Below are 13512 nucleotides of genomic sequence, written 5' to 3'. Positions count from 1 at the left end.
TAAAATAAACAAAGCCGTCCTGCCTGTAAAAGGAGAACGGCTCTATTTGAGATTATAAAATCATTGCGGCGATCCAGCCGAAAATGATCAAAGGAATATTGTAGTGTATGAACGTCGGGACGACTGTATCCCAGATGTGGTTGTGCTGGCCATCTGCATTCAAACCAGCAGTTGGTCCAAGTGTACTGTCTGATGCAGGTGATCCGGCATCACCAAGTGCAGCTGCTGTTCCAACAATAGCAATCGTAGCCATCGGGCTGAAACCCAATTGGATACTTAGCGGTACGAAAATTGTAGCAATGATTGGTATTGTCGAGAACGAAGACCCGATTCCCATTGTGACCAGCAATCCGACAACCAGCATCAACAGGGCGCCCATGGCTTTATTATTGCCAATGGCATTAGCAGACTGAGTGACAAGTGAGTCCACATCTCCCGTTTCTTTCAACACATCTGCGAATCCGAATGCAGCCAGCATGACGAATCCGATGAACGCCATCATTTTCATGCCCTCTGTTAAAAGATCGTCAGCTTCGCGCCACTTTATTGCACCGCTCGCATATACAACAAGGATCCCGGCAACCGCGCCAATGATCATCGATTCAAAATACAGCTGTGCTGCAAGAGCAGCAATAATTGCAACCAATGAGAAAATGATTCCTGCTTTTGAATACTCATTCTTCTCAACTTCGACTACTTGATGATTTTGATAGCTTTTTGGTTTGCGATAAACAAAAATAGCGATCAGCAATCCAATAACCATGCCTGCAGTAGGAATAAGCATCGCTGTCGGAATATCACCCATATTGATCTTCATCCCGCCTTCAGCCATGTTCGTTGCCAGGATTTCGTGGAAAATTGCCCCGAAGCCTACCGGCAGCAAAATATAGGGCGCCGTCAGACCGAATGTCAGCACCGATGCAATCAAACGTCTATCGATTTTCAGCTCATTGAAAATAATCAACAATGGCGGAATCAAAATCGGGATGAAAGCGATGTGGATTGGTATCAAGTTCTGTGAGAAAATTGACATCATTAAAATCAGGATGACAATAATTGCTTTTGAATAGGTCTTTGCTTTGGACTCGCCCTTTTTCCCAATCATGTTGATCATCCAGTCAACGATCAGGTTAGGCAATCCAGTCTTGGAAATAGCCACTGCGAATCCGCCAAGCAGCGCGTAGCTAAGCGCAACCTCGGCGCTGCCTCCAAGTCCTCCTGTAAAAACTTCTATCGTCTTCTCTATACTCAAGCCGCCAGTCAGCCCGCCGATCAAAGCCCCCGCAACCAATGCCAATACAACATTGACACGAAGCAGACTAAGGATCAGCATCGCCAGCACGGCAATAAGAACTGCATTCATTATGTGTGCCCCTCTCGATGATAATCTTGAATATTTACTTTAGTTTGGTAAATTGGTAAAGAATTAAAAAGACAAGTATTAAATTATCATAGAATCACTTTTTATGTCAACGGGTTTGTTTAAACAATTTTAAGAGGATTTTAGGGTGCTAAGGAAAATTCAGGAGGGGAACCCACTCCTGCTTCGGACAATTCACCACTCTGCTGGCGCAGTTTTAGCTGAACTCACACCTACAATTACACCTCTCTCCTGGCTTTGTTTTGTCTGAACTCATATCTTCTTCTAATCACTCAACCAAAAATATCTCCTCATCTCAATAAAAAATCCCAAAGCCTCTCAGGCTTTGGGATCATCAATTTATCTATTTATTCCTTATCAGCCGCAGTCTCAAATCTTTCAACGAGCAATGCGAGTGTTCGTGCCATAACTCCGGTTGCTCCTGCTGGGCCCAGGTCGTGCTCTTTGCTTGTGGTTGCTGTTCCGGCGATGTCGAGGTGCACCCATGGTGTGCCTTCCGCAAACTCACCGACAAAGGCTCCGCCCATGATTGCATGGCCTTCTGCACCTGGAGAGTTGTTCAGGTCAGCAATCTTGCTGCCTCTTACACGCTCAATGTCGCGCTCGAATAATGGCAGGCGCCAGATTGGCTCTCCGGATTCATAGGAAGCCTCGAGAACTTGTTCAAACAATTCCTCGTTATTTGTCAATGCACCTGACGTATGCAGGCCGAGTGCAGTAATGACTCCACCTGTTAATGTTGCAATATCAATCAGGTAATCGGCTCCATGATGCTTTGCGTATGTCATTGCATCGGCAAGCACAAGACGGCCTTCTGCATCAGTATTAAGCACTTCGATCGTTTTTCCGCTCATTGACGTGATGACATCATCCGGCTTGAATGCTGTGCCGCTGATCATGTTGTCTGTAGACGGGATTACCGCTACCACGTTTTGTTCCGGCTTTAGTTCCCCGATGATTTCCATCGCACCAAGCACAGCCGCTGCACCGCCCATATCCGATTTCATGCCGACGATGCCAGCCTTCGTCTTGATGGAATAACCACCTGTGTCAAACGTAATGCCCTTTCCTACAAGGCCGATGACATCCTTCCATTCTTCCTTGCCCTGATATTTGAGGACAATCATTTTAGGCGGCTCCGCAGAACCCTGGTTTACTGCAAGCAACGCTCCCATGCCGAGCTTTTCCATTTCTTCTTTTTCTAAAACTTCTGCTTCGAACTCATATTTTTCTGCCAGCTTCATTGCATATTCTGCCATGTCTGTGGCAGTCAAAAGATTGCCAGGTGTATTGACAAGCGTGCGTGCTGAATTCGTTCCCTTGCCAAAAACAAAGCCAACTTCGAAAGCTGCTTCCACCTCGCCCTCTCCATCTGCACTGTAAATAGTCAGGCTTTCAATTCGCTTTTCCGGCTCATTGGTCTTCTGTTTGTAGCCTTCGAATTCATATGTTGCCAGCGGGAAAGCTTCTCCAAGCGCATGCGCTGCATCATTTAACTCGACGGTAGCGCTTGTAAATGTATCCAACAGCACTGCTGCTTCTGTCCATTTCTCCTTCTTTGCAGTCTTGAATAGGCGGCCAAGTGCGTCTCTCAATGTCTCGAATTTATATTCCTTCTCATGCCCGAGGCCGACAAAATATATTTTTTTTGCACCAATTTTACCGAAAGTATGTATTTTTGAAATCGTTTTTTTCTTGGTTGAAATATCCCCGCTTTTGATTAGTTCAGTCAATTGTCCATCAAAAAGCTTATCTGCTTCGCCAGCCACACCCTCAAGACCTGACGGCTTATTGAACAGGCCAATTACCAGACAATCGTGACTGTTTGTAAGATTAAATTGATCGTTCACTGTAAACATCTTTTCACCCCTCATAATTTATAGTTTCATTATATCGAAACCATCAAAATATTTCGACTCCCTCACTTTATTTTTAACCAACCTGCTAATCTTCTAGATACAAGTATAAAACCGGCAGCTCGGGCAGTTTCCTGACTTCCTCATATGGAACGCGGTCAACAGCAGGGAAAGTTTTAAGGCACTCTTCGATGAAGGGATATATTTTTTCCATATCAAGTCCCCAATATCGCGGACGATAGGTCTGAAGGTAATCATGCGCTGCCTGCATCATGAGCCGCGCCCCCTTTACATTTCCGTAGCTATAATGGTAGATTGCAACGCTCATTTGCAGCAGCCCTTTTAAAAAAAGATTGCCTTTATCGGTCATCCACATATCTTCGAGTAAGTCATGGCAGGTATAATAGTCACCTTCGTTGAATTTAATAAAGAACTCATAGTACTCTTCAGGGTAGTCCGTCAAATCCCTCACCTCCATCCCGAAGTATTAAAACTATTTTATCAAACATCGCCGACTAGCTGTAATGTTATCATTGAACTTGGGTATTACTGAAAAAGGTACTTTTCTATAAATAGAGGGGGAATAGCCATGGAATTATTTTCGAATTTTCCTTTATGGGCATCACTCGCAGGAATCTTTTTCGCGCAGTTTGTGAAGGTGCCAATCCAATATATTGCAACGAGGAGGATTGACTGGTCGCTGTTGACGAGTACTGGCGGAATGCCAAGCTCCCACTCCGCTGCCGTGACCGCTTTGGCTACAGGAGTGGCTCTTGAAACAGGAATGGATTCTGCTGTCTTTGCTGTTTCAGCCGTTTTCGCAATCATCACGATGTTTGACGCTTCGGGGGTCCGCAGGCAGGCCGGGGAGCAGGCCATAGTGCTGAATCAGCTGGTGGCTGATTTTGGCCGCTTCGCCCAGGAGGCAAAGGGCTGGCAGGATAAGCCTGAAAAGGAGAAACAAAAAGAGTTGAAAGAACTGCTTGGACACAAGCCCATAGAAGTTTTTTTCGGTGGATTGACTGGCATTTTGCTGACATTGCTGCTGCATTATCTCTTATTAAGGTAGGTGAATGATATGAGAGTCATTTCTATATGCCCCAGCAACACCGAAATCATGGAGTTTCTCGGATTGACGGATCTTCTTGTCGGAGTGGATGATTTTTCTGATTGGCCGGAGGCGGTAAAATCATTGCCCCAGCTCGGCCCTGATCTTTCCATTGACCTGGATCTTGTGGAAGAATTGAAGCCAGACCTCGTCCTTGCTTCGCTAAGCGTCCCGGGAATGGAAAAGAATGTAGAAGGCCTGAAAGCGAGAAAGATTCCCCACATTATTTTGAATCCGCAATCCCTTCAGGATATAGAAAATGATTTAATTACTACAGCTGAGGCATTGAACATGCCTGAGCGAGGGCAAGAAGCCGCTGCCCAGTTTAGGAACAGGCTGGAGAACATCAGGCAAAAAGGGTCATTGGCCCGTTGGAAACCAAAGCTTTATTGGGAGTGGTGGCCCAAGCCAGTATTCACTCCTGGGGGCATTAATTGGCTCACAGAAGTATCCGATGCTGCCGGTGCCGAAAATGTTTTTAAGGATGTTGAGCTCGCAAGCGTACAAACCGACTGGGATGATGTATTATCCCGGAAGCCAGATTATATATGCATTGCCTGGGTTGGAGTCAGGAAGCAAAAGGTGAAGAAAGAATTGATCACAAACAGGCCGGGCTGGGAAGAACTAGACGCGATAAAGGGGGATCGAATCTTCATCCTCGAAGAAGAGCTATATTGCCGTCCATCTCCACGTCTTTTAGATGGACTTGAGAAATTGCATTCTCTCATTCACGGCTAATTCACTAACATCCAGGATCCAAGTGAAATTAGGTTCAACCATCAAAAATTTGGCCATCTCTTTCGAAGAGATGGTCTTTCCTTTTACCGGTTTGATTTTGGCGCAGCCATTTCGGTAAATGCAGGGCTTCTCCTTTTACCGTTTTCCTGATCTCGCCTGCATTTCGAGCAATGCAGCCTCTCTCCTTTTACCGGTTTGATTTTGGCGCAGCCATTTCGGTAAATGCAGGGCTCCTCCTTTTACCGTTTTTCAGACTTCGCAGTTATTTCGGGCAATGAAGCCTCTCTCCTTTTACCGTTTTCCTGATTCCGCCTGCATTTCGGGCAAAGCAGCCTCTCTCCTTTTACCGTTTCTAAGCTTCCCTCTCCATCTCGGGCTATGTAGCTCCTGCGAAACACTAAGAAGTGCATCTTGGCTCTAAATCATCATTTCTAGGGTAAACATTTAAAAGGCACTTCCCCGAGGAAAGTGCCTAAGCTTATTATGATTCTTTACCACTAATGTATTGCTGGCGGAAAACCTGCATTGATTCATTTTCGTTGAGTGCTTTCAGGTCAGCTTCTGTAAGCTTGCCGTCACCCATTTCAATTATGTATGCATCCAGCGTCTTTTTGCCCCATTGTTCGTATACGTCCTTTACGGTATCGTAATATAAATCCACTTTGTTTCCCTTGATTGCGCCACCTTTATCTGCGACAACTCCAAAGCCGTATCCTGGGATGAAAAGGATTGTCCCAATTGGGAATACGTTTAGATCAGCCGCAACCGTTGAATAGAGGTCACGTTTTACCTTGACACCTGAATAAGTGATTCCATAACCTGGATGTCCAGGATTTTTGCCAGTGGATTCAATTCCGGCTGTATACCCCGTAGCAATGATTTGCTTTGTCGGGTATTGTGACCAGTTCATTGATTCCTCAAGCGTCGGCGGTGCGCCGGATACCTTTTCACTTGAAGATATTTTTGTCGTGATCTCTGATACTTTTTTCAAAACCTTAAAGGCAAGACCTATGGATTTCTTCTTATGATCAAAACTTGAATTTTCCTCTTGTTGTGTGCCAGCACTGTCAAAAACGTATGTAGAAACAGTGGAAGCTTCCACTCCTGAAATCGAGTGGAACGTTGAAGTTATAGCAGCAAAAAATAAAACTGCCATGGCAGAGCGCTTGGCCCATATTTTTAAAATATTCATATAATTTTTCACTCCTCCCAAATCTATTAATTTCCCAACAAAACAAGAAATATTCCAAAAGGAGCAAAAAAGTGTCTAAATACCTATTTACACTTCCATTAAAAGTAAAAAAATACTGTTGCTTAGAAATAGTTTCTGACGAACAACAATATTTATGCATAAAAAAAACCTTCAAAAATGAAGGTCAGTTTTTGCTAAAACATTTGATATCCTTTTTTACGCAAAAGTTTAATGACTACGCCAGCTAGGATTGCACCTGCAAGCCCGCTGCTCAGAATCAGCACATCGGCCATAGCAAGCAGTGAAATCCGTTTTCCTAAATCACTGAAAGCTTCACCACTGTTGCGGAAATAGTCAATCAACCGATATTTATCAATAATGAATATTGCGATCAAAGGATAAACGATCGCCATTACCCATGACATCCTCAACAGCATATTCAATAAAAATCCAATCCCGAAGAAAAGGACAAAAAACAATAACATCGAAATGATCAGTGTGACAACCGTCATCATATCTGTATCCCCCCATTAAACATCATTTCTAGTTTACTGTTTGTCTGTTTTCGAGTCAACGAAATGATGCGGGCTTGTCACATAGTATTCACACTCAGGACAAAAAGAAAAACCCCGCAGGATGCGAAGGTCAAAGGTGCTTTTTCATTATTTTTTTGATTTTCCTGAACCGCTGCAGCAAGTACAAGTTTCTGAGCCGCCAAGAAGCAATTGGAAGTAACCTTTACCTGAGCAATATGGACATTCCTTTGAATCATGTGCCTGCATTTTCATAAATGAATCTCTCCTTTTATATTATCGAATTTTCTGATAATATATCAGAGATTATTCAGTTTTGAAAAGGTCCAAATTCAACCGAAAATACCCATTGAAAACGGATACATCCACTTTTTTCTTTGAATATCTATCACTTACTTAAAATTTCAGAAAATTATAAAAATAATTGATATGCACTATAATGGAATTGTGTTCCTGGGTCCATGCCTTCTTTGCCTTCAATCACTTGACTTATTGGTTTGCTCAAAAGGTAATGCATCAGCATGGAAGTTTCTGAGTCTGATTTTAACTCTTCAGGTGATATATATTTAGCTTCATACAATTCTTTATCTTGTGCAGTCACAATTTGATCAGGTAAAGGGCTTAACAGAAAAACAAGCATATTATCGCTGACAGACTCCCTGATTACACCAGTGCGCATCCCAAGGAGTCCGGTGACAGTGCATGCAATTCCGGTTTCCTCCCTGACTTCCCTGAGGACAGCCTGAGCTGCTGTTTCTCCTTCATCAACAAAGCCAGCTGGCAGGGACCAGCTCCCTTTCAATCCGCCATAGCGCTTTTTAACAACCAGCCAGCGGCCATCGTCCGCTATAACAACCCCCGCAACACCAAGCCACACATTTTCGCGTTTGCCCATCCAATCCACATCCATGATTTCATTTTTCCAATATTGTACACTATCGAATATAGCTTAGTCCTGCAATCCGTCTGGCCACGGGCCCGTTTGCGCAATGTAATACAATAAAAAAACAGGCCCCTCATAGGAGCCTGTTTAAACGCACTATTATAGAATGTTGAATTTGCCTTTTTTAAGAACCATTGAAGGTCCGCCAATCATATAAAGCGCACGATTGTCGATCATTTTTTTCATGAAGGACGCTTTCGCTCCGACCATTTTCTTGCCGAATGCTACTCCAATTGCATCATCTTCACCAAGTGAACAAACTGTTCCTTTGATATCTGGAGTGAAGGTTTCAAGCTCGGATTTGCCGCGGACTAACGCAGCAATATTCCTTGCACACACTTCACCCTGCTGCATCGCGATTTGTGCAGTCGGTGGATATGGACGGTTGATTTCTTCATTGATGATCAATGAGCAGTCGCCGACAATGAATACATCTTCTGAACCTGGCAGGCGAAGGTCCGGCTGGACTTTCACACGGCCGCGCATTGCTTCAATTCCTGATTTTTCGATGACAGAATTGCCGCGTACACCTGCTGCCCAGACAACTGTGCCAGCCTTGATTTCTTCGACTTCCTCTTCACCTTTGGCAACGATGATGCCTTCAGGAGTTGCTTCCTTGATTGCTGTACCGATGCGGAATTCCACACCTTTTTTCTCAAGCGTCGCAACTGCATAGTTTACAAGCTCAGGGTCGAAACCAGGAAGAACCATTGGTGCAGCTTCGACACAAACGATTTTAACTTTATGATAATCTACATCATATTCACGGCATAGTTCTGGCACGCGGTTCGTCAGTTCGCCAAGGAACTCGATGCCAGTGAAGCCCGCACCGCCAACAACGATTGTCAGGCGCTCGTCTTTCCTCTCGGCTTCAGTATTATATGTTGCAAATTGATATTCGATATGCTCACGGATTTGTCTGGCTGAGTTGACATTGACGATAGAGAAAGCATACTCTTTCAAGCCTTTGATACCGAAAGTTTCAGGTTCAGCACCCAGGGCGATGACAAGATAATCATATACGATGTCACCGTTCTCAAGGATTACACGCTTCTCGTCCATCTTGATCTCTTCAACAGACCCCTGGACGAATTCAACCTTATGGCGATCGATTACATCACGGACATCATAGCGGACTCTGTCATGATGCAAAGTTCCTGCTGATGCCTCATGCAGCCATGTAGTTTCATAGTGGTAATCATTTTTATTGACAAGGACAATATCAGCCTCGTTTACTCCAACAGCTTTTTGTAAACGGGTAGCTGTCATTAATCCCCCGTATCCTGCTCCTAAGATTACGATCTTTGGCTTTCTCAAAGTGATCACTTCCACCTTTTTAAAATATTTTTGGTCGACTGGCTCATCTCTATCTGCCGCCATCATTTTCCGGATAAGTTTGTGATATTATTCACTAGAATGTTCAAAAAAATGTCCTGAAAATGTCACAAAATCTTAACATTCTTGCCTACAATCCATCTTATGCTTTTTGCGCCGCATTTTCAAGCGATTAAGCTAACTTGGAAATATTCAGAAAATAGTCAGATTTCACTGTATTCCTGTTTTGTAAAGGGAAATTTCTATGAAATATATTGTTCCACAAGGATTCTTCTATTATGATTAGGAGTTTATTTTTATAATTTATGGTATTATAAAAATTGGAGCAATTTTACTACATAGTGAGGGGGATATGGAGTGAAAGAAGATCAAAAAGTTTATGACATCACGATTATCGGCGGGGGGCCGGCTGGTCTGTTCACTGCTTTCTACGGCGGAATGAGACAAGCATCGGTTAAGATTATCGAAAGTTTGCCACAATTAGGCGGACAATTATCAGCACTTTATCCTGAAAAGTACATATATGATGTTGCTGGTTTTCCAAAAGTCCGTGCCCAGGAGCTGATCAACAACCTTAAGGAGCAAATGGCGAAATTCGAGCCAACGACCGCTCTAGAGCAATCGGTTGAAAAGCTGGAAAAACTGGAAGACGGAACAATAAAGCTGACTACTGATAAAGAAGTTCATTATACAAAAACAGTCATTATCACTGCAGGAAATGGTGCTTTCCAGCCACGCAGACTTGAACTTGAAAGCGCTGCACAATATGAAGGCAAGAACCTGCACTATTTCATCGACGATTTGAACCAGTTCGCTGGCCAGAAAGTCGCAGTATTGGGCGGCGGCGACTCAGCAGTTGACTGGGCATTGATGCTCGAGCCGATCGCTGAACAGGTAACCATCGTCCACCGACGTGATAAATTCCGCGCTCATGAACACAGCGTAGAAAATCTGCAAAATTCAAAGGTTGATATCAAGACGCCTTATGTACCTGCAGAGCTTATCGGTGATGGAGAAAAAATCAGCCAGATTGTTCTTAAGGACGCAAACAGCGAGGAAACTGTTGCTGTTGATGTTGACGCAGTTATCTGTAACTTCGGTTTCGTTTCATCTCTTGGACCGATCAAAGAATGGGGTCTTGAAATCGAAAAGAACTCCATCGTCGTCAACTCCAAAATGGAAACAAATGTCCCTGGCGTATACGCTGCAGGCGATATCTGCACATACGAAGGCAAGGTAAAATTGATTGCGACAGGATTCGGTGAAGCTCCGACAGCTGTCAACAACGCTAAATCCTATATGGATCCAAAGGCGAAGACACAGCCGCTGCACAGCTCATCGATGTTCAAATAATATAAAAACGCAAGGTCAGAGGACCTTGCGTTTTTGTTTAGCATTCTTCCGGTGTTCCTTCACGAGTCGCTGTTTTAAAACTAGAACCACAGCCGCATGATGCAATTGCGTTAGGATTGTCGATCGTGAAACCGCCACCCATAAGTGATTGCTTGTAGCTGATGGTGGTCCCCCTCAAAACAGGCGCGCTCTCCTTATCAACAAGGATCTTGATTCCATGCTGTTCTAGCTGAGTGTCTCCCTCTTCCACTTCATGGGCAAAACCCATTCCATAAGACAGGCCGCTGCAGCCGCCGCCTTTTACAGACACACGAAGGAAGGCACCCTCCGTTTCATTTTGTTTCATCATATCTTTAACCTGCAATGCAGCTTCTTCTGTAAGAATCACAATGTTTTCCACTTATTAAAACCTCCTTGATCCCTTTCATTGTCCAGCTTCAGTGCCAAGCCCCTCGAGACGCTTCGGTCCTGCCAATGAAGTCAAAGAACGACTTCACTGTCAGCCCTCCAGCGCTTGTCGGGGCTGACCATGGCACTTACGCTTTCCTATAGTATACTCAGCATTTTTCCAATCCTCAACCAATCAAGCCGAAAAAGAATTTTCTTCATATTTTACCACTCTAACCCTTAATAAATTGGTATAATGTACCCAAACCTCTTTTAAAAATCACAGGAGAATCGGCAGGTGTTGATGATGTCCCAACTAGTACCTTTATACGATAAAAAGTACACATGCGCCATATGTGAGAATTCTTTTACGACCAAGAAGGTCCGCTCCCGTTTTGTAAAAGTCCTCAGTTATGATACAGACTTTGCCCCTCTGTACGCCGATGGATTTGAAAACCCTAACTATTACTATGTCAATGTCTGCCCCGATTGCGGCTATTCATTCACCGACGATTTCAGCACTTATTTTCCGCCTGGTGTGAAACAAGTAATCGAAGCCAAAATCTCCAGTCAGTGGGTCCCGCACAACTATGGAGAAACTCGGACAGTTCAGGAGGCACTGAACACTTTTAAGCTTGCAGCCTATAGTTCCACACTAAAGAAAGAGAAACATATTGTTACAGCAGGACTTTACATGAGGCTTTGCTGGCTGTATCGCTCGAATGAAAATCATGATCAGGAAATGCGTTTTTTAAAACTTGCCTTAAAAGAATATACAGAGTCATACAGTACCGGTGACTATAAAGGAACTCAGGTCTCAGAGCTGCGTCTCATGTACCTTATTGGTGAACTATCAAGAAGAATCGGCCACACTCAGGATGCTGTCCGTTTCTTTTCAAGAGTAATAGAAAAACAACGCCAGTCTGTCGAACCGCAAATCATCCAGATGGCTAAAGATCGCTGGCAGGAGATGCGGGAAGAGCAAGCTGCGGCGAGCAGCTAAGCCTCCTCCTTTGGGGGCAATTGATGAAAAAAGCTGGCGATGGTTCGGCACCACGCCAGCTTTTTATATATTAAAACATTGGATTTTCATCCAGGTATTTATAAACATTTTCAACAAGTTCTTCTGGAGTGTCTCCGACTACCGGATCCCCGTTTACCAGCGCAAACATTGACATTGCGCATTTTCCGCAGTAACCAAGGCAACCATATTCAATGACGTCAAGGTCAGGATCTCTTTCGAGTTCTGCCCTTGCAGCTTGAGAACCGCTCGCAAGATTGCTGATACAAAATTCAATGATCGGCTTAATCATTTGTTTCACCTCTCTACTAATTTTTAATCGTACCCTTTTTCAGGTAAATCGTCAATTTCTCTTGCTCAGGACACCCATAAAATTGTTGTTATTTTGTCACAATTTCGTTATACTTTTTATGGGTTAAAACGAACCAGAAAAAATATTGTAGAATAATTTTGAAAAATGTATCCGTTTACTGATTACAAGAACGAGCTTTAAAAACATCATGACTGTCCGTGATGAGTAAAAGAGGGGAAATTCATATGAAAAATCTCGTTATTCTTGGAGGCGGCTATGGCGGCATGCGTGTCCTTCATAAATTGCTGCCGAATGACCTGCCGGAAGATGTATCCATTACTTTGATAGACCGGGTTCCATATCACTGCTTAAAAACTGAATATTATGCCCTGGCAGCAGGGACGATTTCAGACCAGCATATCCGAGTGTCGTTTCCTGAACATCCCCGCCTTCAGGTGAAATATGCAGAAGTGACCACCATCAATCTTAATGAGCGGAAGGTTGAACTGCAAGGCACTGAGGCTGTGGAATATGATGACCTGATCATTGGCCTCGGCTGCGAAGATAAATACCACAATGTTCCCGGAGCTGATGAGTTTACGTACAGTATCCAATCCATCGAGAAATCACGTGCAACCTACCAGGCTCTGAATAATTTGCCGGCAGGTTCAAGTGTGGCAATTGTCGGTGCAGGGTTAAGCGGTGTCGAGCTTGCAAGTGAATTGGCTGAAAGCCGCAAAGACTTGAAGATCAAGCTTTTTGATCGCGGCAACCACATTCTGTCAGCATTCTCTGAACGCCTGAGCACTTACGTGGAAAATTGGTTTGACAATCACAATGTTGAAATCATCAACAATGCAAATATCACCGAAGTGCAAAAGAATGTCCTTTACAATCACGATGAACCAATTGTCTGTGACGCAATTGTCTGGACTGCAGGAATCCAGGCAAACCGACTCGTCCGCCAGATGGACATCGAAAAAGACGGCATGGGACGGGCTGTCATCACGCCACAGCATAATCTTCCTGGTTATGAAAATGTCTATGTAGTCGGAGACTGTGCGAGTCTGCCTCATGCACCAAGTGCACAGCTTGCAGAAGGGCAGGCTGAACAAATCGTTCAGGTCCTGCAAAAGCGCTGGAAAGGCGAAGAACCGCCAGAATCATTCCCGCCAATCAAGCTGAAAGGCGTCATTGGTTCACTCGGCAAAAAGCACGGCTTCGGACTGGTGAACGAACGCCCGATTACCGGCCGCGTCGCACGCTTGCTGAAGTCAGGTATTTTGTGGATGTATAAGTATCATAATGGATGATGCATTAGAAACCGGGCGAGGATGCCCGGTTTTTTTGATTCAAACGAGTATAAAAAAATG

At 44.1% G+C, this 13512-nt stretch carries 15 protein-coding genes; 5 read left to right on the top strand and 10 right to left on the bottom strand.

What is annotated here, in order from left to right:
- Positions 1-52: 52 nt before the first annotated feature.
- From B5X77_RS08780 to B5X77_RS08770, 3 genes are all read right to left on the bottom strand, one after another.
- Positions 53-1363: a Na+/H+ antiporter family protein gene (locus B5X77_RS08780; RefSeq protein WP_079507155.1), complete on the bottom strand. Its 1311-nt coding sequence runs from the start codon at positions 1361-1363 to the stop codon at positions 53-55.
- Positions 1364-1728: 365 nt separating this feature from the next.
- Positions 1729-3240 (bottom strand): leucyl aminopeptidase, encoded by a 1512-nt coding sequence (locus B5X77_RS08775; RefSeq protein ID WP_079507153.1) that lies wholly within the window; start codon positions 3238-3240, stop codon positions 1729-1731.
- Positions 3241-3325: 85 nt separating this feature from the next.
- Positions 3326-3700: a DUF309 domain-containing protein gene (locus B5X77_RS08770; protein WP_079507151.1), complete on the bottom strand. Its 375-nt coding sequence runs from the start codon at positions 3698-3700 to the stop codon at positions 3326-3328.
- A 126-nt stretch (positions 3701-3826) separates the two neighbouring features.
- Here B5X77_RS08770 and B5X77_RS08765 point away from each other — a divergent pair, with 126 nt between their 5' ends.
- Together B5X77_RS08765 and B5X77_RS08760 are read left to right on the top strand one after the other, a co-directional pair.
- The gene (locus B5X77_RS08765; protein WP_079507149.1) at positions 3827-4306 is read left to right on the top strand and encodes a divergent PAP2 family protein; all 480 of its coding nucleotides are present in this window, start codon (positions 3827-3829) and stop codon (positions 4304-4306) included.
- Positions 4307-4315: 9 nt separating this feature from the next.
- Entirely contained in the window at positions 4316-5083 is a 768-nt protein-coding gene (locus tag B5X77_RS08760) for a cobalamin-binding protein (RefSeq protein WP_079507147.1), read from the top strand.
- A 481-nt stretch (positions 5084-5564) separates the two neighbouring features.
- Here the strand turns inward: B5X77_RS08760 and B5X77_RS08755 are convergent, their stop codons facing one another.
- The 5 genes from B5X77_RS08755 to B5X77_RS08740 form a co-directional block, all read right to left on the bottom strand.
- A complete protein-coding gene (locus B5X77_RS08755) occupies positions 5565-6275 on the bottom strand; it encodes a 3D domain-containing protein (protein WP_079507145.1) in 711 nt (236 codons plus the stop codon).
- A 194-nt stretch (positions 6276-6469) separates the two neighbouring features.
- The gene (locus B5X77_RS08750) at positions 6470-6790 is read right to left on the bottom strand and encodes a YuiB family protein (RefSeq protein ID WP_079507143.1); all 321 of its coding nucleotides are present in this window, start codon (positions 6788-6790) and stop codon (positions 6470-6472) included.
- 147 nt (positions 6791-6937) lie between these two features.
- The gene (locus B5X77_RS23275; protein WP_176167275.1) at positions 6938-7063 is read right to left on the bottom strand and encodes a YuiA family protein; all 126 of its coding nucleotides are present in this window, start codon (positions 7061-7063) and stop codon (positions 6938-6940) included.
- A 157-nt stretch (positions 7064-7220) separates the two neighbouring features.
- Positions 7221-7703, bottom strand: a complete 483-nt coding sequence (locus B5X77_RS08745; RefSeq protein ID WP_079507141.1) for an NUDIX domain-containing protein — start codon at positions 7701-7703, stop codon at positions 7221-7223.
- A 147-nt stretch (positions 7704-7850) separates the two neighbouring features.
- On the bottom strand, positions 7851-9068 hold the full coding sequence (locus B5X77_RS08740; protein WP_079507660.1) for an NAD(P)/FAD-dependent oxidoreductase: 1218 nt from the start codon (positions 9066-9068) through the stop codon (positions 7851-7853).
- A gap of 375 nt (positions 9069-9443) precedes the next feature.
- On the opposite strand from B5X77_RS08740, the gene B5X77_RS08735 reads away from it, so the two are divergent.
- Positions 9444-10439 (top strand): NAD(P)/FAD-dependent oxidoreductase, encoded by a 996-nt coding sequence (locus B5X77_RS08735; protein WP_079507139.1) that lies wholly within the window; start codon positions 9444-9446, stop codon positions 10437-10439.
- A gap of 37 nt (positions 10440-10476) precedes the next feature.
- Here the strand turns inward: B5X77_RS08735 and B5X77_RS08730 are convergent, their stop codons facing one another.
- Positions 10477-10839: a HesB/IscA family protein gene (locus tag B5X77_RS08730; protein ID WP_079507137.1), complete on the bottom strand. Its 363-nt coding sequence runs from the start codon at positions 10837-10839 to the stop codon at positions 10477-10479.
- Positions 10840-11133: 294 nt separating this feature from the next.
- On the opposite strand from B5X77_RS08730, the gene B5X77_RS08725 reads away from it, so the two are divergent.
- Complete coding sequence (locus B5X77_RS08725; RefSeq protein ID WP_079507658.1) at positions 11134-11829, top strand: DUF2225 domain-containing protein; 696 nt, start codon at positions 11134-11136, stop codon at positions 11827-11829.
- Positions 11830-11899: 70 nt separating this feature from the next.
- Here the strand turns inward: B5X77_RS08725 and B5X77_RS08720 are convergent, their stop codons facing one another.
- Positions 11900-12139, bottom strand: coding sequence for a YuzB family protein (locus tag B5X77_RS08720; RefSeq protein ID WP_079507135.1), 240 nt, complete (start codon positions 12137-12139; stop codon positions 11900-11902).
- 245 nt (positions 12140-12384) lie between these two features.
- Between B5X77_RS08720 and B5X77_RS08715 the strand changes: the two genes are divergently transcribed.
- A complete protein-coding gene (locus B5X77_RS08715; RefSeq protein ID WP_079507133.1) occupies positions 12385-13452 on the top strand; it encodes an NAD(P)/FAD-dependent oxidoreductase in 1068 nt (355 codons plus the stop codon).
- Positions 13453-13512: the final 60 nt, after the last annotated feature.

Origin of the sequence: Mesobacillus jeotgali, from assembly GCF_900166585.1 — a bacterium.
GTDB classification, from domain to species: domain Bacteria; phylum Bacillota; class Bacilli; order Bacillales; family Cytobacillaceae; genus Mesobacillus; species Mesobacillus jeotgali_A.
Note: the sequence above shows the minus strand (reverse complement) of the source record. Positions and strands in the feature narration are given on the sequence as shown.

What these genes read in the sequence shown, in the direction of transcription:
- B5X77_RS08780 (WP_079507155.1), bottom strand. Translation starts at nt 1,363, where the DNA reads ATGAATGCAGTTCTTATTGCCGTGCTGGCGATGCTGATCCTTAGTCTG.
- B5X77_RS08775 (WP_079507153.1), bottom strand. Translation starts at nt 3,240, where the DNA reads ATGTTTACAGTGAACGATCAATTTAATCTTACAAACAGTCACGATTGT.
- B5X77_RS08765 (WP_079507149.1), top strand. Translation starts at nt 3,827, where the DNA reads ATGGAATTATTTTCGAATTTTCCTTTATGGGCATCACTCGCAGGAATC.
- B5X77_RS08760 (WP_079507147.1), top strand. Translation starts at nt 4,316, where the DNA reads ATGAGAGTCATTTCTATATGCCCCAGCAACACCGAAATCATGGAGTTT.
- B5X77_RS08755 (WP_079507145.1), bottom strand. Translation starts at nt 6,275, where the DNA reads ATGAATATTTTAAAAATATGGGCCAAGCGCTCTGCCATGGCAGTTTTA.
- B5X77_RS08750 (WP_079507143.1), bottom strand. Translation starts at nt 6,790, where the DNA reads ATGATGACGGTTGTCACACTGATCATTTCGATGTTATTGTTTTTTGTC.
- B5X77_RS23275 (WP_176167275.1), bottom strand. Translation starts at nt 7,063, where the DNA reads ATGAAAATGCAGGCACATGATTCAAAGGAATGTCCATATTGCTCAGGT.
- B5X77_RS08745 (WP_079507141.1), bottom strand. Translation starts at nt 7,703, where the DNA reads ATGGGCAAACGCGAAAATGTGTGGCTTGGTGTTGCGGGGGTTGTTATA.
- B5X77_RS08725 (WP_079507658.1), top strand. Translation starts at nt 11,134, where the DNA reads ATGTCCCAACTAGTACCTTTATACGATAAAAAGTACACATGCGCCATA.
- B5X77_RS08720 (WP_079507135.1), bottom strand. Translation starts at nt 12,139, where the DNA reads ATGATTAAGCCGATCATTGAATTTTGTATCAGCAATCTTGCGAGCGGT.
- B5X77_RS08715 (WP_079507133.1), top strand. Translation starts at nt 12,385, where the DNA reads ATGAAAAATCTCGTTATTCTTGGAGGCGGCTATGGCGGCATGCGTGTC.